Origin of the sequence: Phenylobacterium sp., from assembly GCF_025351295.1 — a bacterium.
Taxonomy (GTDB): domain Bacteria; phylum Pseudomonadota; class Alphaproteobacteria; order Caulobacterales; family Caulobacteraceae; genus Phenylobacterium.
The window spans coordinates 14979-37220 of the sequence record NZ_JANXWD010000003.1; the positions used below are offsets into that span (position 1 = coordinate 14979).

The 22242-nt window shown below is 69.2% G+C and carries 18 protein-coding genes; 10 read left to right on the forward strand and 8 right to left on the reverse strand.

The window, feature by feature from the left end:
- Genes Q0R13_RS00200 through Q0R13_RS00220 form a run of 5 tightly spaced genes read right to left on the reverse strand, consistent with a single transcriptional unit; the run spans position 1 to position 6263 of the window.
- Positions 1-1410, reverse strand: coding sequence for an MFS transporter (locus Q0R13_RS00200; RefSeq protein WP_293897656.1), 1410 nt, complete (start codon positions 1408-1410; stop codon positions 1-3).
- On the reverse strand, positions 1407-2198 hold the full coding sequence (locus Q0R13_RS00205) for an enoyl-CoA hydratase/isomerase family protein (RefSeq protein ID WP_293897659.1): 792 nt from the start codon (positions 2196-2198) through the stop codon (positions 1407-1409). Before Q0R13_RS00205 ends, Q0R13_RS00200 begins: the two co-directional genes overlap by 4 nt.
- Complete coding sequence (locus tag Q0R13_RS00210; protein WP_293897662.1) at positions 2195-3742, reverse strand: AMP-binding protein; 1548 nt, start codon at positions 3740-3742, stop codon at positions 2195-2197. The genes Q0R13_RS00205 and Q0R13_RS00210 overlap by 4 nt, the downstream gene beginning before the upstream one ends.
- Entirely contained in the window at positions 3739-4614 is an 876-nt protein-coding gene (locus Q0R13_RS00215; RefSeq protein WP_293897665.1) for an amidohydrolase family protein, read from the reverse strand. The genes Q0R13_RS00210 and Q0R13_RS00215 overlap by 4 nt, the downstream gene beginning before the upstream one ends.
- Positions 4611-6263, reverse strand: coding sequence for a tannase/feruloyl esterase family alpha/beta hydrolase (locus Q0R13_RS00220; protein WP_293897668.1), 1653 nt, complete (start codon positions 6261-6263; stop codon positions 4611-4613). The genes Q0R13_RS00215 and Q0R13_RS00220 overlap by 4 nt, the downstream gene beginning before the upstream one ends.
- Positions 6264-6553: 290 nt before the next feature.
- On the opposite strand from Q0R13_RS00220, the gene Q0R13_RS00225 reads away from it, so the two are divergent.
- The 3 genes from Q0R13_RS00225 to Q0R13_RS00235 are packed head-to-tail and all read left to right on the forward strand — an operon-like array spanning position 6554 to position 11125.
- Positions 6554-8602: a hydantoinase/oxoprolinase family protein gene (locus Q0R13_RS00225; RefSeq protein ID WP_293897671.1), complete on the forward strand. Its 2049-nt coding sequence runs from the start codon at positions 6554-6556 to the stop codon at positions 8600-8602.
- Between the two features lie 11 nt (positions 8603-8613).
- Complete coding sequence (locus Q0R13_RS00230; protein WP_293897674.1) at positions 8614-10497, forward strand: hydantoinase B/oxoprolinase family protein; 1884 nt, start codon at positions 8614-8616, stop codon at positions 10495-10497.
- 7 nt (positions 10498-10504) lie between these two features.
- A complete protein-coding gene (locus tag Q0R13_RS00235; RefSeq protein ID WP_293897677.1) occupies positions 10505-11125 on the forward strand; it encodes an isochorismatase family protein in 621 nt (206 codons plus the stop codon).
- 46 nt (positions 11126-11171) lie between these two features.
- Here Q0R13_RS00235 and Q0R13_RS00240 read toward each other — a convergent pair whose 3' ends face one another.
- Positions 11172-11801, reverse strand: a complete 630-nt coding sequence (locus tag Q0R13_RS00240) for a TetR family transcriptional regulator C-terminal domain-containing protein (protein ID WP_293897680.1) — start codon at positions 11799-11801, stop codon at positions 11172-11174.
- A 208-nt stretch (positions 11802-12009) separates the two neighbouring features.
- Here Q0R13_RS00240 and Q0R13_RS00245 point away from each other — a divergent pair, with 208 nt between their 5' ends.
- On the forward strand, positions 12010-13110 hold the full coding sequence (locus Q0R13_RS00245) for an aromatic ring-hydroxylating dioxygenase subunit alpha (RefSeq protein ID WP_293897683.1): 1101 nt from the start codon (positions 12010-12012) through the stop codon (positions 13108-13110).
- 419 nt (positions 13111-13529) lie between these two features.
- Positions 13530-14150, forward strand: a complete 621-nt coding sequence (locus Q0R13_RS00250; protein WP_293897686.1) for a glutathione S-transferase family protein — start codon at positions 13530-13532, stop codon at positions 14148-14150.
- On the opposite strand, the gene Q0R13_RS00255 is transcribed toward Q0R13_RS00250, so the two are convergent.
- Positions 14140-15741 carry a tannase/feruloyl esterase family alpha/beta hydrolase gene (locus Q0R13_RS00255; protein WP_293897689.1) on the reverse strand — a complete coding sequence of 534 codons (1602 nt, stop codon included), beginning with the start codon at positions 15739-15741 and terminating at the stop codon, positions 14140-14142. The genes Q0R13_RS00250 and Q0R13_RS00255 overlap by 11 nt on opposite strands.
- A 267-nt stretch (positions 15742-16008) precedes the next feature.
- On the opposite strand from Q0R13_RS00255, the gene Q0R13_RS00260 reads away from it, so the two are divergent.
- Genes Q0R13_RS00260 through Q0R13_RS00270 form a run of 3 tightly spaced genes read left to right on the forward strand, consistent with a single transcriptional unit; the run spans position 16009 to position 19120 of the window.
- On the forward strand, positions 16009-16923 hold the full coding sequence (locus Q0R13_RS00260; protein ID WP_293897692.1) for a hypothetical protein: 915 nt from the start codon (positions 16009-16011) through the stop codon (positions 16921-16923).
- Positions 16920-18284, forward strand: a complete 1365-nt coding sequence (locus Q0R13_RS00265) for an MmgE/PrpD family protein (protein ID WP_293897695.1) — start codon at positions 16920-16922, stop codon at positions 18282-18284. Before Q0R13_RS00260 ends, Q0R13_RS00265 begins: the two co-directional genes overlap by 4 nt.
- Positions 18285-18310: 26 nt before the next feature.
- The gene (locus tag Q0R13_RS00270; RefSeq protein WP_293897698.1) at positions 18311-19120 is read left to right on the forward strand and encodes an alpha/beta fold hydrolase; all 810 of its coding nucleotides are present in this window, start codon (positions 18311-18313) and stop codon (positions 19118-19120) included.
- On the opposite strand, the gene Q0R13_RS00275 is transcribed toward Q0R13_RS00270, so the two are convergent.
- Positions 19107-20405: an amidase gene (locus tag Q0R13_RS00275; RefSeq protein ID WP_293897701.1), complete on the reverse strand. Its 1299-nt coding sequence runs from the start codon at positions 20403-20405 to the stop codon at positions 19107-19109. The two genes, Q0R13_RS00270 and Q0R13_RS00275, sit on opposite strands and share 14 nt — an antisense overlap.
- A gap of 209 nt (positions 20406-20614) precedes the next feature.
- Between Q0R13_RS00275 and Q0R13_RS00280 the strand changes: the two genes are divergently transcribed.
- Together Q0R13_RS00280 and Q0R13_RS00285 are read left to right on the forward strand one after the other, a co-directional pair.
- Positions 20615-21406, forward strand: coding sequence for a hypothetical protein (locus Q0R13_RS00280; RefSeq protein WP_293897704.1), 792 nt, complete (start codon positions 20615-20617; stop codon positions 21404-21406).
- A gap of 5 nt (positions 21407-21411) precedes the next feature.
- On the forward strand, positions 21412-22224 hold the full coding sequence (locus Q0R13_RS00285; protein WP_293897707.1) for a DUF1838 family protein: 813 nt from the start codon (positions 21412-21414) through the stop codon (positions 22222-22224).
- Positions 22225-22242: the final 18 nt, after the last annotated feature.

The following is a 22242-nucleotide window of genomic DNA, read 5'->3' on the forward strand; positions in this document are numbered from 1 at the left end:
TCAGGCGTTCGCCGCGGCCTGGGCTTCGGCCTCCGCGGCGGTGCGGAAGGGCCGGAGCAGCAGGGCGAAGGCCAGGGCCGCGATGACCGCGCTGCCCGCGCCGACAATGGCGGCCGAGACGCCGACCGCGGCCTTGTCGTGGAACACATAGTCGGTCAGGGCCCCGGTGATCAGCGGTCCGGCGGTGAGGCCGACCAGGTTCACCAGCACCAGGTAGAGCGCCGAGACCGTCGCCCGCATCCGGTTGGGGGTGATCAGCTGCAGCGACGCCGGCGCCGCGCCATAGGCGAAGGCGCCGAAGAACAGCACGACCGCCAGGGCGGCCACCGCCAGCGGCAGGGTCGGCATCAGCGGGAAGGCGATCACCGGGACCAGCACCAGCAGGGCGGCGAGCCGTCCGGTCCGGATGGTCGCGTCGATGCGCCCCCCGGCCTGTATCCGGTCACAGAACAGACTGCCCGAAACGATCCCGGCCGTGGCGAAGACCAGCATCGTCACCCCGACGATATAGGCGCCTTCGGAGGGGCTCACGCCGAAATGCCGCGACAGGTAGGGCCGCGCCCACAGCAGGGCCACGTTGAACGGCACGCCCAGGAACGAGAAACCCGCCGTGATCAGACCATAGGCCACGCGGTGACGCCCGATGTGCGTCCAGGCGCTGGCCCAATTCTCGGCGAAGCCCGCGGAGGTCTTCTCGGCCAAGACGGCGGAGGTCGCCTCGGCGGCCTTCAGCCGGCGCAGCGGCTCGCGCATCGTCGTCGCCAGCGCGGCGACCAGCAGTCCGGGCAACCCGACCAGGAAGAACACCAGCTGCCAGGATCGCACCTCGCCCAGCACCGGCACGACCACCGACGGCCGCGCGCCGATCAGGCCCACCACCGCGCCCCCGCCCAGGATCGCGAGACCGGATCCAAGGTAGATGCCGATGGTGTAGACGCCCATGGCCAGGCTGCGCCGCTGGGGCGGGAAACAGTCGGCGATCAGGGAATAGCCGGCGGGGGAGAGGCCAGCTTCCCCGATCCCCACGCCGATGCGCGCGACGAACAGCTGGCCGAAGGTGCGGGTCACGCCGCAGACCGCGGTCATCAGGCTCCACAGCGCGATACTGCCGGCGATCAGCCACTTGCGGTTCGACCGGTCCGCCAGATAGCCCAGCGGGACGCCCAGGGTGACGTAGAAGATCACGAAGGCGAAGCCGTGCAGCAGGCCCAGCTGGGTGTCGTTGATGTGTAGGTCGGCCTGGATCGGCTCGACCAGGATGGTCAGGATCGAACGGTCGACATAGCCGAAGGTGTAAGCCAGCAGCAGGACGCCCACGGTGTACCAGGCGGTGCTCGGACGCGGCCATCCGTCGGCGACGGAGGCGGTCAGGACGCCCGGGCAGGCGGCTTCCTGCGCGGCGTGGCTCATGTCACGACCTTCCAGCTGGGCGGCCGCTTTTCACGGAAGGCGGTGTAGCCCTCCCGACCATAGGGCTCGGATCGCATGTACCGGGCAAAGGTGCTCAGTTCGAGCGCGACCGCGTCGGCCAGGGTGAGGTCGGCCGCCTGCTGCAGCACGGACTTGCTGGCCGCCAGAACGGCGCGCGGCTTGTCGATGAGGGTGCGCAGGAAGGCGTGCGACTCCTCGAGCAGCTGGGCGCGGGGCACGGACCGGATGGCCAGGCCATAGTCCACGGCTTCCTGTCCGCGCAGGAAGCGGGCGCTCCAGATCAGCGCCTTGGCCTTCTGGTCGCCGACCTTGCGTTTCAGGCGCGTGGTCACCGCGGCGGGCAGCACGCCGGAGTCGGTGTGCGCGTCGCCGAAGTCGGCCTCGTCGGCGACGATGACGAAGTCGCAGCCCAGGGCGAACTCGAACCCGCCGGCGCGGGTGACGCCGTTGATCGCCGCCAGGGTCGGGACCGGCAGCGCCTCGAGGCGGGCGATGATGCCGGCGACCCGGGCGACCGTGGCGTTGAAGAAGTCGAGGTCGGCGAAGGCGCGGTCCAGCAGGTCGAGGTCCAGGCCCACGCAGAAGGCGCGGTCGCCCGCCCCGGTCAGGATCAGGGCGCGAAGGGCCGCGTCGCCCTCTGCGTCCGTCAGCACCGACTCCAACTCGTCCAGGCGTTGCTCGGTGATCGCGTTCAGCCGTTCGGGGGTGTCGAAGGTGACCACGCCGATGCCGCCGGCCGTCTCGTAGCGCAGGGAGCTGTAGGTCATGTCGTGGGGGCCTTTTCCGCGTGCAGGTCGCGCAGGGCGGTCTTCAGCACCTTGCCGTTGGCGTTGCGCGGCAGGGCGGCGATGGAGGTGAAGGTCTTCGGCAGCTTGTAGGGCGCCAGCCGGTCGCGGCAGAAAGCCAGTAGATCCTCGGCCGAGGCGGTCTGCCCGTCCGCGAAGATCAGATAGGCCACGAGCTGCTCGCCCCAGCGGGGGTCCTCGGCCCCGATCACCGCCGATTCGCGGACCGCCGGATGACCGTCCAGGACCGTCTCGATCTCGCGGGGATAGACGTTCATGCCGCCGGTGATCACCATGTCCTTCTTGCGGTCGACGATGTAGATGAAGCCCTCCTCGTCGCGCACCGCCATGTCGCCCACGCTGACGAAGCCGTCGCGCAGGGTCTCCTGGGTCTGCTCCGCTTTTCCCCAGTAGCCGTTGAACAGGTAGGGCGAGCTCGAGAACAGTTCGCCGACCTCGCCGGGATCGACCTCGCGGCCATCGTCGTCCAGCAGCCGCACGCTGTTGCCCACGAACGGCAGTCCGACGCACTTGACCTTCCGCAGCTGATCCGGCGGCCGCAGGTTGGTCACCACGCCGGCCTCGGTCGAGCCGTAGGTCTCGTGCAGCAGGCCGTCGCCGAAGTACTCGACGATCCGCGCCTTGGCGGACTGCGACAGCGGCGCCGCGTTGGCCACGATGCCGCGCAGGCGGTTGCCGCGCAGGCGCTCGATCAGCTTCGGTTCCAGGCCGAAGATGCCGTGATAGTGGGTGGGCACGGTGAACAGGCCGGTGACCTCGCCGCCGTGGATCGCGCGCAGGACGGCCTCGGGGTCGAAGCGGCTCATGATCTGCGCCGTACCGCCCAGGAAGATCGCGGCGAAGGCATAGGCGAACCCGGCGCCGTGGCACATCGGCGAGATGGCCAGGAAGTGATCCTCCGGCGAGTAGATGCCGTATTCCGCGGCATAGGCCAGGAAGCCCAGGGTCCGGGACCGGTGGGAGAGCATCACGCCCTTGGGCCGGCCGGTGGTGCCCGAGGTGTAGGGGATCGAGAACGTGGCCCACTCCTCGACGGGCGGCGGCTCGAACCGGTCCGACGCCTGGGCCTTCAGCGCCTCGTACTCCGCGCCCAGCCAGACGATGCGCTCGACGGTCTCAAGACGATCCCGGGCGATGCTGTCCTCGCAGTCCGGGTGGACGAACAGCACCCGGGCCTTGGCGTCGTTCAGGATGTCGGCGAGTTCCGGGGCGGTCAGCCGGGGATTGGGGGTCGCGAGCGCGGCGCCGACGTCCGAAACCCCGGCGGCGATCTCCAGATATTCCATGCAGTTGGGCGCGACGATCGCGGCGTTGTCGCCGGGCCCCAGCCCGATCGCGCGCGCCAGGTTGGCGATGCGGTTCACATTGGCCACGACCGTCGAATAGGCCCGCCGTTCGGCGCCCATGATCAGCGCCGTCTTCCCGGGCGCTCGCGCGGCCGCCGCCCGCAGACCACTGGAGAGAGTCAGATGGCGGAACGTGGCCGGGAGCGGCGCTGGGCTCACAGGCCGAACACCTTCACGGCGTTGCCGCGCATGACCAGGTCGTAGGACGCGGGCCGCAGCCCGTGGTCGCGCATTTCGCGGACCGCCCGCTCGGGGTCGATGACCGGCCAGTCGGTGCCGAACAGCACCTTGTGGGCGCCGTAGGAGTCCATGTAGCGCACCAGGGTCGCCGGCAAGTGCTTGGGCGCGTAGGCGTCGATGCCGATGAAGACGTTCTCGTGCTTCCAGGCCATGGCGATCATCTCGTCGGTCCACGGCACGCCGACGTGGATGCCGATCAGCTTCAGATCGGGGAAGTCGATGGCGATCTGGTCCAGCAGGATCGGCCGCGCCACGCTGGGGAGGCGCACGGTCTTCTGGTAGATCAGGTTCTGGCCCACCTGCATCATGATGGGCACGCCCAGTTCCACGCAGCGGGCGTAGTAGGGGTAGTAGAGCGCCGCATCCGGGGCCAGCTTGAACCAGTGCGGATAGAGGTGGGCCCCGACGAAGCCCAGGTCCCTCACCGCGTGGTCCAGTTCCTTCAGGCCCGCAACGCCGCGGAAGGGATCGACGCCGGCCAGGCCGGAGAAGCGGTCCGGATGCTTGCGGCACCATTGGGCGACCTGTTCGTAGGGGATCTCGAACGAACCGCGCATGTCGCGGTCGCCGGCGCGCACCGCGATCAGTAGCGACCGCTCGATGCCGGCGCGGTCCATCTTCTTCAGATAGTCGTCGATCGAGACGCCGGTCTTCATATGCTCCGCCATCCGCACCTGGGTGGTGAAGCTGGCGTCGAAGCCGGTCTGATGGTTGGCGACCTCGTGCGGCGTGAACAGGTTGACGACGATGTCGATCGCGCCGGTTCCCGATGCGGGAGCTTGGGAGGTCATTGGCCGGCCGGACCCCAGGACCGCGCGTCCGCAGGATCGCCCTTGCCCAGGTACTTCGCCACCACCGGGTAGGCGTAGACCGGCCGCGCGGTGTCGTAATAGTCGCGCGCCAGGGGGTGGCGGCCGAACTTCGAATAGGTCAGCCCGTAGTCCTCAAGACCCCGCGGCGTGGTCGGATAGGGCTTCACGGGCCGGTAGGCGATGACCTGGTCGGGCGCCTGGCCCTTCTCGACCCAGCCCTCGAGCGCGGTGATCCAGTCGATCTCGCCGCCGCCTTCGCCGCCGCGGCAATGGTTGATCGCCGGGGGCATGAAGAAGCGGAAGAACTGGCGGGTCGCGGCCTCGCCGCCGTTGGCCCGCTGGGCGGCCTGATAGTACTCGATCGACGCCTGGGCCGGGATGTTGTTGTCGTTCCAGCCGTGGAACAGGATCAGCTTGCCGCCTGCCCAGCGGAACCGGGAGAGGTCCGGATTGACCGGGTTCTGGATCACCCCCGGCATGTCAAGGCGCGCCGGATCGCGGTCATAGTCGAAATCGGTAAGACGGTAGGACCCGCCGGGCGATCGTTCGAACCCCATGAAGCCGGTGATCGAGGTTCCGTTCGGCCAGTGCTGACGGCCGTCGGCGCCGATGAACAGGGCCCATTGCTCTTCCGAGCCCCAGGGCATTCCGAAATACAGCTTCTCGCCCTTGGAATTGCGCGCGCCGTCGTGGAATTTCTGGACGACGTCGGCCTGTTCGCGCGTCAGGCAGAAGCCGGTCGCGGCCCCCGGCTTGCAGACGATCGTCTTCGGATCGAAGGCGCACGTCAGCGGGTTCTGAATCAGCCCGTCCTTAAGGCCGTCGATCTGGTCGCAGGCGCTCAGGACCGCCTTGTGCAGGTCCGGCAGCATCTCCCGGGTGAGAATGCTGCGGCCGTCGCGCCCGGTGTTCACCAGGTTGTTCCATTCGAGGAAATAGGGCGTGTCCCCGATCTCGTCGTAGACCGGCGCCCCGGACAGGATGCCATTGAAGTCGGTGGGGAACCGCTGAGCCTCGATCAGGGCCTGACGCCCCCCGGTCGAGCAGCCGACGAAGTAGTTGTAGCTGGCGGCGCGGCCGTAATAGTCGGCGACGATCTCCTTGGCGACCACCGCCGTCAGATGGGTCGCGCGGTAAGCGAAATCCGTCTGACCCTGCGGATTGTTGTAGGCGAACAGCCAGCCCGAACCCTTGTGGCCCATGTCCGTGGTGACCACGGCGTAGTTGCGCACCAGGGCCTGGTCGATCCGGTCCTCCAGGTAGTTCCCGCAGGGACCGCCGCAGCCGCCCATCATGAACTTGCCGTTCCAGGCCCGGGTCGGCATGCGCAGGAGAAAGCCGATGGTGGGGGCGATCGTGCCCTCCACGCGGCAGATCTCCGGAAGATCGTCGTCGGCGACGCCGTGCGTCCCGCCCGCCGGGATGACACGGGCCGAATTGATGCCGGTGGGGGCGTCGCGCAGCACGGCGTATTTCGCCGCTGCGGCTTCGCCCTGCAGGGCCAGGCAGCGCTCTACCGCCGTCGTCGCCATCGCCTTCGTGGCCGCGGGGAACGGTTGCGCATAGGCGCCTGGCGCGACCCCGGTGAAGCACGCCAAGGCGCCTGCGATGCGTCCAACCGTCCTCATGACACCTCCAGCGCGGCCGGACGGCACTAGACTTCCGGCCATCTGCGTTGTCAATATTATGCATAAATGTGTATTTCACATGCATCTATGTGTCTTTGTCAGTTGGTGTTCGGTGCGTTCGATGTTCGCCTGGGGGCGAGACGGAGGGCTCGCTTCCGGAGAGCAAGGTCTGTGGGCGGCGCATACCTCCCCGACACATCCGCACTCCCATCGCGTCCCGACTTGGGGCTCGCTGTTCGATGACGCGCCAGCGGGCCTCTCGCGCCCGCCCGCGCCACTAGGAGATCAAGATGGCTTTTCGGCTTGGCGTCGACGTCGGCGGCACCTTCACCGACCTGCTGCTGCTGAACCCGGAGACGGGCGAGTTCTGGCGCAACAAGACGCCCTCGACACCCCACGATTCCTCGGAGGGCGTCCTGAACGGCGTGAACGCCATTTGCGGGATGGCGGGCGTCGACGCCGCGGAGATCGAGGTGTTCCTGCACGGGACCACGGTGGCCACCAACGCGGTTCTCGAGGGCAAGGGCGCCACGGTCGGGCTCGTCACCACCGAGGGCTACCGGCAGGTGATGCAGATCGCCCGCTCGCTGGTTCCGGGCGGCCTGGCGGCCTGGATCGTGTGGCCGAAGCCCGAGCCGCTGGCGAAGCTGGAGAACACCGTCGAGATCAAGGGTCGTCTTGACGCGCAGGGTCGCGAGATCCGTCCCCTCGATGAGGCCGACATCCGGCGCCAGCTGCAGGCGCTGAAGGCGCTGGGGGTGGAGGCCATCACCGTCTCGCTGATGAACGCCTACCTGAACGGCGCCCACGAGCGGCGGGTGGCCGAACTGGCCGCCGAGATCCTGCCCGAGGTTCCGGTCTCGCTGTCGCACGTCGTCCTGCCGGAGATGCAGGAGTATGAGCGCACCCTGACAACGGTCGCCAACGCCGCCGTGCGGCCGGTGGTCGGCCGCTATGTCCGCAACCTGCGAAACCGTCTGCGAGACCTGGGCATGCAGGGCCGGATCGCCCTGCTCCGCTCCGACGGGGGGCTGATGTCGTCCGAGAAATCGGAAGAGCATCCGGTGTCGCTGCTGATGTCGGGTCCCGCCGGCGGCGTCACCGGCGCCCTGTGGGTGGCGAAGAACGCGGGCTTGAAGAACATCCTGACCCTCGACGTGGGCGGCACGTCCACCGATGTCGCCCTGATCGAGAATGGCGAGCCGCGTCGCGTGCGCACCACCGACGTGGGCCACCTGACCGTCCGCGCCTCATCGCTGGATGTGAAGACGGTCGGGGCCGGCGGCGGCTCGATCGCCAAGGTGCCGGAGCTGACCCGGGCGCTGCGGGTCGGGCCGGAATCGGCCGGCGCCATGCCCGGCCCCGCCGCCTACGGCCACGGCGGCGTGCAGCCGACGGTGACCGACGCCAACGTGGTGCTGGGCTATCTGCCGGAGAACCTGCTGGGCGGAACGTTCAAGCTGGATCGGGCGGCGGCCAAGACGGCCGTTCAAACGGTGGCCGACGCCCTGGGCGTCGATCTCTACGAGGCGGCGCGCGGCATCATCGACATCGTCAACGAGAACATGTTCGGCGCCCTGCGGATGATCTCGGTCCAGCAGGGCTACGACCCCCGGGATTTCGCCCTGATGGGTTTCGGCGGGGCCGGGCCGCTGCACGTCAACGCGGTGGCCAAGCTGATGGGCTCCTGGCCGGCCGTCTCGCCAGTTTCTCCCGGAGTGCTCTGCGCGCTGGGCGACGCCACCACCCGGATGCGGACCGAAACCGCGCGCTCCTACTCGCGGCGCAAGTCCGCCGCCTCCGACGCCGAGGTGCTGGCGACCTTCGGCGACATGGCCCGGCAGATCCAGGGCGAGCTGCTCGCCGACGGCGTCGCCGAGGCGGACATCAGCATGACCTACGAGATCGACGTCCGCTATCACGGCCAGGCCTTCGAGGTGCCGATGGCGGTGTCGCTGGACGGGTTCGCCGACGACGGCCTGACCCGCCTGGCCGCGGCGTTCGACGAGGAGCACCGGCGGCTGTTCACCTTCAACATGGACGCCGAGCACGAGTTCGTGAACCTGCGCGCCGTCGCCATGGGCCAGGTTCAGGAGATCCCCGCGCTCAAGATCGAGGCGGGCGACGGCGACCCCATCGCCGCCAAGCTGCGGGACCACGAGGTCTGGGTCGACGGCGGGTTCCGCAAGGCGGTGATCTACGACCGGGCCCGGCTGCGCGCCGGCGACCGGATCCCCGGGCCAGCGATCGTCACCGAAATGGACTCCACGACCCTGGTGCTGCCCGACTGCCTCGCGCTCGTCGACGCCTTCGGGACCATCCTGATCAATCCCGTCTGAGGACCTTCGCCATGCCCGCCCGCATCCTCGAGACCAACCCCGCCCCGTTCGAACCGCGCACGGTCGATCCCGTCACCCTGGACATCATCGAGAACGCGCTGCGCAACGCCCGCGTCGAGATGGACGCCACGCTGTTCCGCACCGCGCTGTCGCCCGGCATCCGCGAACAGGGCGACGCCTTCCCGCTGATCGCCGAGCGCACCGGCAAGATGGTGGTGGGCCAGTTCGGCTCGTTCATCGACGGGTTCCTGCGCAACTTCGACGGCCAGATCGAGGACGGCGACGTCATCCTGCTCAACGACCCCTATTCCGTGGAAGGCGCGATCAGCCACAACAACGATGTCCTCTCGATCATGCCGATCTACCGGGGCGGCCGGCTGATCGCCTGGTCGGCGATGTTCGGGCACATGACCGACGTGGGCGGCAAGGTCCCGGGCAGCCTGCCGACCGACGCCAGCTCGATCTTCGAGGAGGGGTTCCGGATTCCGCCGGTGAAGCTCTACCGCAGGGGCGAACTGCAGTCGGACATCATCAAGATCGCCGCCCACCAGTCGCGGATGCCGGAGTGGTTCAAGGCCGACCTGCACGCTATCGTCGCCTCGTGCCGGGTGGCCAGCCGCCGGGTCGTGGAGCTGTGCGAACGGTTCGGAGACGACAACATGGTCGCCGCCATGGACGACCTGCTGGACCGCAACCACCGCGCGATGGGCCATCTGATCCAGAGCGCGATCGGCGAGGCGCCGGTCTATTTCGAGGACTATGTCTGCGACGACGGGCGCGGTGCGGGCCCGTTCAAGATAAAGTGCGCGATGTGGCGTGAAGGGGAGAAGGTGATTCTGGACTTCGAGGGCACCGATCCGCAGTCGGACTCCTCGATAAATTTCTACTTGAACGAGAATATGTTCAAGATGTTCTTCGGCATCTACATGGTCATGGTCTTTGACCCGCAGGTTATGTTCAACGACGGCTTCTACGATCTCGTCGATGTGCGCATCCCGGAGGGCAGCCTGCTGAAGCCGAAGTTCCCGGCGGCGCTCTCATGCCGCACCCACGCCCTGGGTCGTATCTTCGACGTGCTGGGCGCGCTGCTGGGCCAGAAGACGCCGGAGTTCCTGTGTGCGGCGGGGTTCTCCTCCAGCCCGCACCTGATGTTCTCGGGCTTCGACAAGACCGGCGAGTGGTTCCAGCTGTTCCAGATCGGGTTCGGCGGCATTCCCGGCCGGCCGTTCGGCGACGGCGCCGACGGCCACTCGCTGTGGCCGGGCTTCACCAACGTCCCCAACGAGTTCCTGGAACGCTACTTCCCGATGATCATCGAGCGCTATGAGAGCGTGGCCGACAGCGGCGGCGCCGGGCGCTATCGGGGCGGCAACGGGATCCACATGACCTACCGGTTCACCGAGTCCGGCACGATCGCCATCCATGACGACCGCTGGTTCATACCGCCGTGGGGCGTGAACGGCGGCGAACCGGGCAAGCGCTCATGGAAACTGCTGGTGCGGGCCAATGGCGAACAGACCTACCTGCCCTCCAAGTGCGACAGCATCCGCGTCGACAAGGACGACCTGCTGCACTTCGTGACCTGGGGCGGTGGCGGCTGGGGCGACCCGCTGGCCCGCGAACCCGACCTCGTGGGCCTGGAGATCCGGCGCGGCCTGGTCAGCGTCGAGGGCGCCCGCGCCTACGGCGTGGTCACCGACGAAAAGGGCCTCGTCGACATGGCCGCCACCGAGGCACTGCGGGCGCAGATCCGCGCCGACCGCGGGCCCCTGCCGATCTTCAACCGCGGTCCCGACATCGAGGAGTTGCGCGCCCGGTGCGAGGCCGAGACCGGCCTTCCCGCGCCGCGCGCGCCGGTCTGGCGTCAGGCCGCCATGCCGCTCGCCGCGGAATAGCCGGCGCATGGGCGACCTGACGCAGGACTACGAGAACGCCGGCTTCGGCGGCCGCCTGGCGTTTGGCGAGCGGCCGGCGCTGCTGGTGGTCGACGTGGTGCGGGCCTACACCGACCCGACCTCGCCCCTTTACGCGGGGGTGGAGGCGGCGCTCGCCAGCAACATCCGCCTGATCACCGTCTGTCGCGACCGCGGCGTCCCGGTGATCTACACCCGCGTCCTCTACCAGGCCGGCGGCGTGGACGGCGGCATGTTCTACCGCAAGGTCCCGGCGTTGCGCGCCTATCTGGACGGCTCGCCGCTGGGCAGTTTCTGCGAAGGGATCGAGCCGACCGCCGACGAGATCGTGGTCACCAAGCAGTACGCCTCGGCGTTCTTCGGGACGAGCCTGGCGGCCACGCTGCGGGCGCTGGGTTTGGACACCGTCGTGATCGGCGGGTTCTCGACCTCGGGCTGCGTTCGCGCCAGCGCCCTGGACGCCCTGCAGAACGGCTTCATCCCCTTTGTGGTGCGCGAGGCCTGCGGCGACCGCGACAGCCGCCCCCACGAGGCCAGCCTCTTCGATCTGCAGGCCAAGTACGCCGAGGTGGTCTCCGAGGCGGAGGCGATGCGCCTGCTCGGTGGGTAAGGCCCGATCCGCCACGCCGGCGACGCGAACCGCGGCCGTTGGAAGGTCAAGCCGGGGCCGCGAGCGCCTTGAGATGGCGACGGAGGTGATCGCGCACCTTGGCCTTCGTGAACTGGGCCGGCGTCAGCAGCGCGTGCAGGCCGAGACCATCCACCAGCGCGAGCAGAAACCTTGCCTCCTGCTCGGCATCGAGCGGGCGCTGAAACACCCCCGCGCGGCGCATGTCCTGAAGCGTCCCCTGCAGCCACCCCACGATCACCTGGCTTCGACGGGCCTCGTCTTCGGCGAGCTGCGATTCATTCAACGCGGCGACGGTGAAGTTCAGGAAACCACGCCACAGCACCCGCCGATCGGCATCGTGAGGGAGAATTGCCAGAATATCGTCGACCAGTTCATCGACCGACCGCGGAACCGGCGCGTCGCCGAACTTGGCCATGAGGTCGTCGTTCAACCAGTCCAGGACGAACCGCACGAGTTGCACCTTGTCTCTGAAATAGTGCGTCAGGACACCCGTCGAACATCCCATCTCCGCGGCGATGGCCCTCATGGACATGCCGTCGAGGCCCGCTTGGGCGATGACCGCCAGGGCGGCGCGTGCGACGTCAGACCGCCTCGCGTCCTGCTTCAGGCGAACCGGATCGCCGGCGCGTTTGATGTCCGAAGCCTTGGTAGCCAAACGGTAACCTCGGGTTGACGCTTATCTCGAGCCTGGCGCGGCGATACCGGTCGAGCGCCAACGCCGCAACAGTCGTTTTGACAAACCGAAGGCAGCGCCGCGCTGGCAGAGAGACACCCGCGCCTCGCTTGACATTAACACAACAGTTGTAATGCAAATCTGGTTCGTGGTCACGGATTTGCGGTGACGCGAAGACCGGAGAGCGGATTTGAAAGCCAATCGATCGCCGGCTCCAGAGGCGGCGAGATATCTGCTCCCGCCCGAGGCCTACACGTCACAGGCTTGGTTTGACCGGGAACAGGCGACTCTGTTCGCGCGGAACTGGCAGTTTGCCTGCATGGACGACGAGGCGGCCGGGCTTGGGGCCTACGTCACCCTGGACGCGGGCCGAGAGCCGCTGGTGATCGTTCGCGGGCACGACGGCGTCCTGCGATGCTTCTACAACCTGTGCCGGCATCGTGGGGTGCGCCTGCTCGAGGGGACTGGCCGCCTCGAGAGCGGGATCAGCTGCTTCTACCATCGGTGGCAGTACAGTCTTGAAGGCAGCCTCAAGGCGTTGCCGCAGCCCGAACAGTTTCCCGGGTTATGTCGTGACGAGCTCGGGCTGCAGGCCGCTTCCCTGCAAGTCTGGAACGGCATGGTCTTCGTCAATCCCCTGCCGGACGCTCCGCCTCTGCTGAACTGGCTCGGTGCGATGGCCGACCACATGGACCCGTGGCGGCCGGGCGAGCTGATCCCGATCGAGCATCGGCGCATGACAATCCGCGCCAACTGGAAGCTGTTCATCGAGAACCATATCGACGGCTACCACCTCTGGTACCTGCACGCGGACTCAGTGAGGGGACTTGACCATCCGAAGCAGACCTGGCGGCCGGTGGGCCCGCATTGGGCGTTCTACGAACCTCCCCTCGAACCGGGAGTTTCCCCGGACCGACAGCAATTCGGGACGCCGATAATCGAGGGTTTCGACGAGACGCGCTTCGGTTCGACCGTCTGGTGGGTCATGCCCAACCTCGCCGGCGCGGCCGGAGCCACATTCTGGTCCGCCATCCGCATCATCCCGATCTCGCCAGGCGAGACGGCGCTTGAAATCAGAACGCGGATCGGTGGCCTGCCGGATCAGCCGGGTTCAGGCGGCGGGCTGGATCAGATCGTGGACGAGGACGTCCGCGCCGTGGAATCGATCCAGCGGGCAATGTCATCCGCGGCCTTCCGGGTCGGCCCGCTTTCGAATGATTTCGAGCGTTCAATACAGACGTTTCACAAGAACATTCTGCGGTTGATGGAAACTGGTCGGCGCGAAGTTTGAACTGCGGTCCAAGCCGAAGATCGCCATCCTGAGGCTTCGCGACCGTACGCGTACATCGTCCCGCCTGGCCACGTCACCGGCGCCGGGAAGACCAGCCGGAACCCTCCGACCCAGCCCTCCCGGCGCCAGGGCGCGTCCTCGGCCGGAGGGGAGGATCGGCCGCGAACCAGCCCGGATCGACACAAACCTCCCTGGACGGGGCCTGGCGAGATGCCCGCCGCCGTACGTCCCTTCGCGATCCACGTCCTACGCTAGGGGCGGCGCGACATCGACGGAATCGACCTTTCCGCACGCGCAGGCGCCGCCAACTCATAGCGGCGAGCGGCGGGTATTACGGCGGCGCATAGGAGGCGGAGAGATCGGAACTGGCCGCCCGGCCGCGCCACCACCACAGTCAGGCTCGCGAAGCGGAGCGCGCCATGATCACTCTCTTCACCGGCCCGACCGGCAATGGCTACCGGGCGTCGATCCTGCTGGAAGAACTCGGGTTGGCCTATGTGGCGCGGGCCATCGACCTGCAGGCGGGCGCCGCCAGGCCGGCCGCGTTCCTGGCCGCCAGCCCCCTGGGCAAGATCCCGGCGATCGTCGACGACGACACCGCCGATGGCGCGCCGATCGCCCTGGCCGAGAGCCTGGCGATCGCCCTTTATCTCGTGGAGAAGACCGGCCGGCTATCGCCCGCCACCCCCGCCAAGCGGGCGCGGGCCTGGGAATGGGCGGCCATCGTGGCCTCCGGATTCGGCGCGGCGTTTCCAGGGATATTCTTCGCCCGCCAGCTGGACGAGGCCAGCCATGGCAAGGTGATCGCCCGGCATTTCGAGGAGCTGGATCGCGGCTTCGCAGCCATGGATTCGAACCTCGCGGCCAGGCCCTTCCTGGCGGGCGACTCGTTCAGCTTCGCCGACGCCCTGGCGGCGCCACTTCTGCCGACCGCCCGGGCCTTTGGCGTTGATCTCTCACGGTTCCCCAACGTCGAACGCTGGGGCCAGGTCGTCCACGCACGGCCGGCGGTGCAGCGCGGCATGGCGGTCAAGGGCTGACGGGCGGCGACGTCGCCACCCAGCTTGACGCCAGGTTCGGATCGCCGCGACCGGCGTAGACGGCCCGCCTGGGATAGGCGAAGTGCGGCCGGCTGAACGCGACCTGGTCGGGACGCACGAGCTTGAAGTCGATGCGGAAAAAGTCCAGCGGCGACCCCGGCCTGGGATGGATGCCGATCAGCGGGTCGGGCGCCTCGCGCCGCTCCACCCAGGCTTCGAGCGCGGCCAGGTAGTCGATGCCGTAAGCGCCCTCCCCGCCGCTGCAATGGTTCATCCCCGGGACCATGAAGAAGCGGAAGAACCCCGTGGTCGCCTCCGGGCCGCCCATCGTGCGCGTCGCCAGTTCGTAATAGTCGACCGCGTTCAACGGCACGATCGACTGGTCGGCCCAGCCCTGCGCCATGATCAGCTTGCCGCCAGCGGCCTTGAACTTGCGCAGGTCCGGGTTGGAGGCGGAGTAGATCGCTTCCATCAGCCCCACGCGCTTCGGGTCGCGGTCGAAATCGAAGTCGGTGATCTGCCAGCTCGGTCCCGGGTCGGGGGAAAAGCCCATGTAGCGCCAGAGCTCGGCCTGCATGTCGGCGTAGATCGCCGGCGCGCCGTCCTTGGAGATATAGGGGCCGATCCAGTTCAGCTCCGAACCGGGCATGGCGCCGCCGGTGTAGAGGGCGCGGCCCTTGGAATCGTGGGGGCCGGCGTAGATCTTGCGCCCCACCGCCACCTGCGGCCCGGTCAGGCAGTCGGCGCGATCGGGGCCGGCGCACTGCAGGACGCCCGGGTCGAAGTGGCAGGCCCGCGGGTCGCCGATCACGCCATCGGCCGCCCCGTCCGTCAGGTCGCAGGCCTTGATCGCTGCGGCGTGCAACAGGGGAACCTTCGCCGCCGTGAGGATCTCGCCGCCGTCGGGGGCCCGATTGACCACCGTCGACCAGACCAGCTGGATGCTGGCGCCCGTCTCGTCGAGCACGGGGGCGATGGCCACGATGCCGTCGAAGTCGTCCGGGAACCTCTGGGCCTCGACCATGCCCTGCCGCCCGCCGGTGGAGCAGGCCATGAAGTAGCTGTAGCGCGGCGCCTGGCCGTAGAAGGCCGCGGTGATCGCCTTGCCCGCGAGGGTCGAGACATGGGTGGCGCGGTAGCCGAAATCGACCTCGGCCTGCAGGTTGTTGTAGGCCCATTTGCCGTCATACATCGTCGAGCGGTGGCCCATGTCGCTGTGCAGGCAGGCATAGCCGTCGCGGATGTGCTGGGGACAGGCCAGGTCCATCGCCACCGACCCGCAGAACCCGCCGCAACCTCGGACGATGTACTTGCCGTTCCAGTTCTGGACCGGCAGCCACAGCCCGAAGCCGACGCTGGGCGCAACATAGCCCTCGATCGCGCAATAGGCCGGCCGCCCGGCCGTGGCGGCCACATAGTCGGCCTTGAGGATGTGGGTGGGCGCATCGAGCAGGTTGGAGAACGCACCCCCCGCCAGGGCGGCGCAGCGCGCAGCGGGATCGGCGGGCGGCCTACCGTCCATGGCGGCGGCCGGGCTGGCCAGCCCCAGCGTCGCGAACAGGATCATCAGCACCGTCAGCCGACCGATCATCGCCGGATCTCCCAACCCCAGGGTCGCGCGGGAACGCCCTGGCCGGAGCGCCGCAGGAGACGCTACCGCGGCGACCCGGCCGTCCGCAGTGACAGAAGGTGCGGCTCGCATGCGGCGCGCGCATGGCCTCGACGCGCGCCGCCTGCCCGCAGGGTCACCCTCTATGAGTATTCCGCGATTCTGCCCGTTCCCGGCCGTGACTAAGCCTTGGCCTGCGCCCCCTCGCCCCACGGCCGGTCGGCGCCATGCGTCAAGGGAGTCGGGCTTTTGGAGAACTGGGTCGCCCTGGAGAACCTGGCGGGCATCGGTCGCGTCACCTGTGGGTGGAAGCGACCGGAACTGTCGCTCGACGCGGTTCGCCCGTACTGGCGCGACGCGCACAGTCCGGCCATCGCCCGGCGCCACGGGGTCTACGAATATCGGCACTACGCGCTCGACCCGGTGGAGCCGGACCTGTTCGCCGCGATCGAGGGCGTCGAGCGCGCGCCGCCCGCCGACCAGCAGCTGATGTGGCTATCGGACGTCCGCTACCGCGACCAGGCCGGCCTCGACGCCTTCGGCGCCTCGCCCGGGCCGCAGGTCAAGGCGCAGATCCTGGCCGACATCGAGATGATCGTCGACAAGAGCACGACCTATCTGGTGCTCGGCGACAACGGCCGCACGCTGGTCGACAGTTCAGGCGATCCCGCCCCGGCCGGGCCGGCGGCGCACAGCTACGGCGTGTTCCTGAAGCAGCGGGGCGACGAGGCGGGCTTCCGCGCCCATGTCAGGGCGATGGCGGCGCGATGGGCGGCGGGTCCGGGTGTCCGCCGGCTGCGCCTGAACCTGTTCGAGGTTCCCGACATGGACGCCGAGCGCAAGGCCGGTTATCCCGTCAAGACCCATCCCCCGGAGATGCAGTACCAGGCCTGGATCGACCTGGCCCTGGCCGGTCCCGAGGCGGCGCGCGGCCTGATGTCGCCGGCGGACGGGCTGGATCACGCCGGCCACCTGCGGGCCGTGCACGCCTATCCGGCCCCGGCCGTCTACACCTTCAACTGCGCGGGTCGCCCGACCCTGGCCGGGTTGCGGGGCTATCCTGCCATGGCGGCGATCCGCGGACTGGACGCCGGGCACCAGCGCGACCCGGGCCTGCTCCGGTGGATGTACGGCGACGTCGCCCCGCTGGAAGGCGTCCGGTGACGGCGACGGTCTCCGCGCGGCTCGCCGGCTTCCTGCGCGCGCAGTGCGACGCCGGACCGCCGCCTGAGGTGCTGCACGAGGCCGCCCGCCTGCTGATTAACCAGCTGAAGGCCTCGGTGGGCGCGATGGGTCACCCCGCGGTGGCCATCCTGCATGACTGGGCCAGAAGCTTCCCGGTCCCGGACGCCTCGGCGCGCATCCTGTGGTTCGGGGACGCCGCGGGGCCGGAACAGGCCGCCGTCGTCAACGGCGCCCTCTTCGAGGTGCTGGACTTCAACGAGACCTACATCCCATGTTTCATGCACGCGGTCTCGGGCGTGCTGCCCTCAGTGCTGGCCGCCGCGGAGATCGGCGGGCAGAGCGGCGCCGACGTGGTCAAGGCCCTGGCGCTCGGCATCGAGGCCGAGCTGGCCTGCGCGGCTATGCTGATGCCGACCGGCTATTTCCGAGGGTTCATTCCCGGCGGCCTGACAGGCGCCATCGGCGGCGCGGCGGCCTGCAGCCTGCTGCTGGGCCTGGACGAGACCCGGACGCGCAACGCCATCGGCCTGGCGATGAACAGCGGCATGGGCTTCTACCAGTCGGCCGGCAGCATGGCCCTGCCCTACGTCATGGGCATGACCGCCCGCAACGGCTTCACGATCGCCCAGCTCGCCGCCCGCGGCATGGACGCGCCAGCCGCCGCCTTCGAAGGCGACAAGGGCATGCTCAGCGCCTATTCCGACGAGCCGGCGGCCAAGATCGACACGGTCATGGACGGGCTGGGCGGCGACTGGCGGATCCTGGGCCAGAGCTACAAGACCGTTCCCACCGAGACCATCACCCACGGCCCCATCGAGTGCGTCCTGGCGCTGCTGAAACGGGCCGGCGGTCGCACCCCTGAGACGCTCACCTTCAAGGTGGCGCCCATCGTGGTGAAGATCGCCGAGGAACGCGCCGCGCGATTTGGCGCGCCGACCACGGACCTGGAGGCGCGGTTCGATCTCAAGCACTGCGCCGCCGCGGCGTGGCGGCGGGGCCGCTTCACCCTGGCCGAGATGAACGAGGCGGCCTTCCGCGACGCCGATATCCTGGACCTGCGGGCGCGCACGGTGCTGGAGGCTGACGAGACCCAGGCGACGTTCGACGGCGCGGGTCTGGAGGTGCGCTACGCCGACGGGTCGAGCGACAGCATCTTCATCCCGAATTTCCGCGGCACGCCCGGCAATCCGATGTCCGACCTGGAGCTCTCGGAGGTCTTCCGGGTGTCGGCCGAGGGTGTACTGAGCGGCGATCGCAGCCAGGCCGTGCTGGATGCCGCCTGGGACCTGCCGCGGGCCGCCGATATCCACACCCTCATGTCGCTCGCCTCAGTCCGCTAGCCGCCGCCCACCGGAGCCAGACCGCCATGCCGCTCGTCAACCTCCAGGCCGCCGGTGAGACCATCTGGTTCAAGACCACCGGCTCGGGCCCGCCGCTGCTGCAGATCCACGGCTCGGCGTTCGGCCACCGCAACTTCGAGAAGATGACGCCGCTGATGGCCGAGCACTTCGCGGTGATCGACTTCGACCTGCCCGGATACGGCGAGAGCCAGGGCAGGCCGCGCGACAGCATGGAGGGCATCGCCGACCAGGTGTTCGAATTCATGCACGCGGCGGGGCTGGGCAAGGTCAACCTGCACGGCACCTCCTTCGGCGCGATGATCGGCCTGACCCTGGCGGCGCGGCATCCGGAGGTCATCGAGCATCTGGTGCTCAGCTGCTTCCTGGCGCGCTACGACAACGCCGCGCGGCAGATGCGGGCCACCTGGAAACGCGCGGCCCTGGAGAGCGGAATGGAAGCCGTCGCCGACCTGACCTCGGTGGCGGGGTTCGCGCGCGGGTTCTACGACCGGCCGGGCGCCGAGGCGCAACTGGCCGCCATGCGCGTAGCCTTCTCGAAGAATACGCCCCAGGCCTTCATCGCCGGCACCGAGACCATCGAGCGCACCGATCTCAGCGCGTACGCGCCGCAGGTCACCGCGCCGACCCTGCTGCTGGCCGGCCAGGAGGACAACATGACCCCGTTCAAGCCGGCCGACAGTGGCGTCGGCTTCTCGCAGATCGAGACCCTGATGCCGACCGCCCGCCTCACCGTGCTGCCGGAATGCGGGCACTATCTGGTGATCGAACAGCCCGAGCTGGCGGCCGAGGCGATCGTGGCCTTCATCGGACGCTAGCCCCGGCCAGCAGGGGGCCGATGGCCGCCGCCGCGGCCAGGACGGCCCGGTCGGCGAACCTGGGCCCCGTCAGGGTCAGGCCCAGGGCCAGGCCCGCCGGCCCGCGCCCGGCCGGCACGTTCACGGCCGGCGTGTGCAGCAGGGTCCAGAGGCCGTTGAACACGAACGAGCCGGTCTGGTGCAGGCCAAGGGGCGCCTCGCCCACCACGCTGGGGGTCAGGATCGCGTCGAATCCGGCGGCGATCGCATCGAAGACCGGACGTGCGGCGGCGGCGGCGTCATAGGCGGCGCACAGGTCCGCGACGGTCAGCCCGTCGCGCGCCTCCACATAGCCTCTCAGGTCCTCGTGCAGCGCCTGGCCGTGCGCCCGGTACTCGGCCAGGAAGGCCGTGCGCCCTTCCATCCGCATGATCGCCTGGTGAGCGCGCGGCAGGTCGTCGAAGGCGGGGGGCAGATCGAGGTCCTCGACGTGCGCGCCGGCGGCCTTCAGCCGTTCGCCGGACCGGGCGAACAGGGCCTGGACCGACGGCTCGGCCGACGCCCAGCTCGGCGATCTGCAGAGCCCGATCCGCGCGCCTCTCAGACAGAGCGGCGGCTGGGGCTGGGTTGGGGCCGGGTGCGGGTCGAAGACCTCGAACAGCAGCGCCAGGTCATCCGCCGAGCGGGCGAACCATCCGACGGTGTCGAGGCTGGGGGCGAACGGGCGGACGCCCTCGCGACTGACCAGGCCCCAGGTGGGCTTGAAGCCATAGACGCCGCAGTAGGCCGCGGGGCGCAGGATCGACCCGCCGGTCTGGGTGCCCAGCGCCAGGGGCACATGACCGTCGGCCACCGCCGCGGCCGAGCCGCTGGACGAGCCGCCCGGCGTGCGCGCGAGGTCGTGCGGATTGCGGGTCAGCGCCTTGGCCCCCGTCGCGGCGAACTCGACGGTGTCGGTCTTGCCGAAGACTACCGCCCCGGCCGACCGCAGGACGCTGACACAGGCCGCGTCCAGGCGCGGGAAGGAGTCGCGATAGAGTGGCGAGTTGTGCCGGGTCGGCATGTCGTGCGTCAGGATCACGTCCTTGATCCCGACGGGGATGCCGCCCAGCGGCCGCACGCGTCCGTCCAGATCGCAGGCCAGCGCCTGGGCCAGCACAACCGCGGGCTCGAGATGGGCCCAGGCCTTGACCTCGCCGTCCCGGATCCGGACGCGCTCCAGGCAGGCCCGGTTCAGCGCCTCGGCCGTGAGCTCGCCACGGCCCATCCGGGCCAGCGCCTCGGTGGCGGTGAGGGGTTGCGTCATCCCGGCTCCTTCAACCTGGACCCAGACTATCAAGGCGGCGGGCCGGCCGGTACGGCTGGCTCGTCATAGGCTTTGACGCGCGGGGTATAGCCGCCGCGCTCGCCTTGCGCCGCGCGCATGGGCCTATGACCATTTCCGGGTTCATGTCCGGTGGCGGCGCCCTTACGGATAGGACTTCAGCCGGGGTCGTCCCGGCGACGGGCCAGGTCATGAGTGAGAGCAGATCGTATCCGGCGGGCGACTTCGACGCCCTCGCGGCCTACCGCCGGATGTTCGCGACCGCGCAGGATGGCGTGGCGGCCTGGTGGTATTTCGGAACCGCCTTCGCCGAGCTTCCGGGCCATCTGAGCCTGCCGGTGATCCAGGCCGAGACCCTGATGATCTACAAGACCACCACCCTTTCGGCCGACGCCTTCCGCATGGACTGGTGGGAGATCGGCTACATGCGCGATCTGGCGACCGGCGAGATCGCCCGGTCCTGGACCAACCCGATCACCGGCGCCACCGTCGCCGCGCCGCAGAAGTTCGAGGAAGGTCCCGCCCACTTCCTGATCGCCCGCAACGGCGCCGGGCTGAAGCTGGAGCTCACCCAGGCGCACGCCCGCATCGAGCGGGTCGACGTCGAGTTCTCGGAATCGGACGGCCGGGTCCTACTGGAACAGACCGAACGCAAGGTCCGCGGCTTCCCGTTGCCCGACGGCACCATGCCCAGCCTGGACTCCGCCGACGTGAGCTCGGCGCGGACCACGCTCTCGATCCAGTCGGCCCGCGGCGACCTGCAGCAGTCGAGCGCGCCCTGTTCGGGGGCCTATGACTTCGAACTGCGCAAGCCGCCCGGCTGGATGGGTTTCGGCGATCGTCCCGGGTCGGCGATCACCCGCGGCGCCATGGTCAAGGCCCCGATGAACGCGCCGTTGAACCCGAGCGCCTGGCGCCGCCTGCAGCAGCTCTTCCCGGACTGCTTCGACGGCGACGAGGTGCGGCCCCGGTGGCCGGCGTAGAGCGCATGTCGCGGGCCAGGCCAGCCAGACGCGACCTGCTGGGCCTGATCCCCGTCAGCCTGGCCCTGTGCGCGTCGGCGCTGGTGTCGGCGCCGGCCGCGGCGGCCCAGACCCCAGGCCTGCGGACCTGGCTCAAGCTCGTCGCCGACCTGGACGGCCGGACCGTGTTTTCCGTGACCGAGGGCATGGTCTGGGGTTTCAAGCCCCAGGCCGACGACCTGACCGCGGCGCAGTTCGCCCGGCGGCTCTATGGCTACCGAAGCCTGCTTGCCCGCAAGGTGGAGACCACGCCGGACGGCCTGCGCCTGCGGACCAAGGGCTGGAGCTTCTACCTCGACGCCGACAGCGGCGAGCCAGTGTCCGAGTTGCTCAATCCCTACACCGGCCTGAAGGTGACCTGTCCGCCCCTGTCGGGCCCAGCGTCGAGCGTCACCTATGGCGGACCGGTGGCCACCGGCGCCGGTCCGGACCTGACGATGCGGCGGATCGGCGACCACGCCTGGATCGGCGTCGACCGGATCTCCCGCTTCAAGCCGTCCGACACCACCTGGTTCAAGCTCGAGGCCGACCTCACGACCTACGCCTGCAGGACGGCGGACCTGGACAACCCCGCAAACAGCCACATCCCCAGCACCTGGTCGCACAGCCTGACGGCCGAATGGCAGACCTGGATGCGGATGCATGGCGAGCCGGGCCACATCCTATTCAACGGCGCGGGCGTGGCGCTGCGCGGCCCCGAGCAGATCGGCACCGACCTGCGGCGCGCCATCGACCGCGGCTTTCCGGGCGCCCTGGCCGAGACTCTCGCCTGGGGCTGACGCTATGCGGCCCGCACA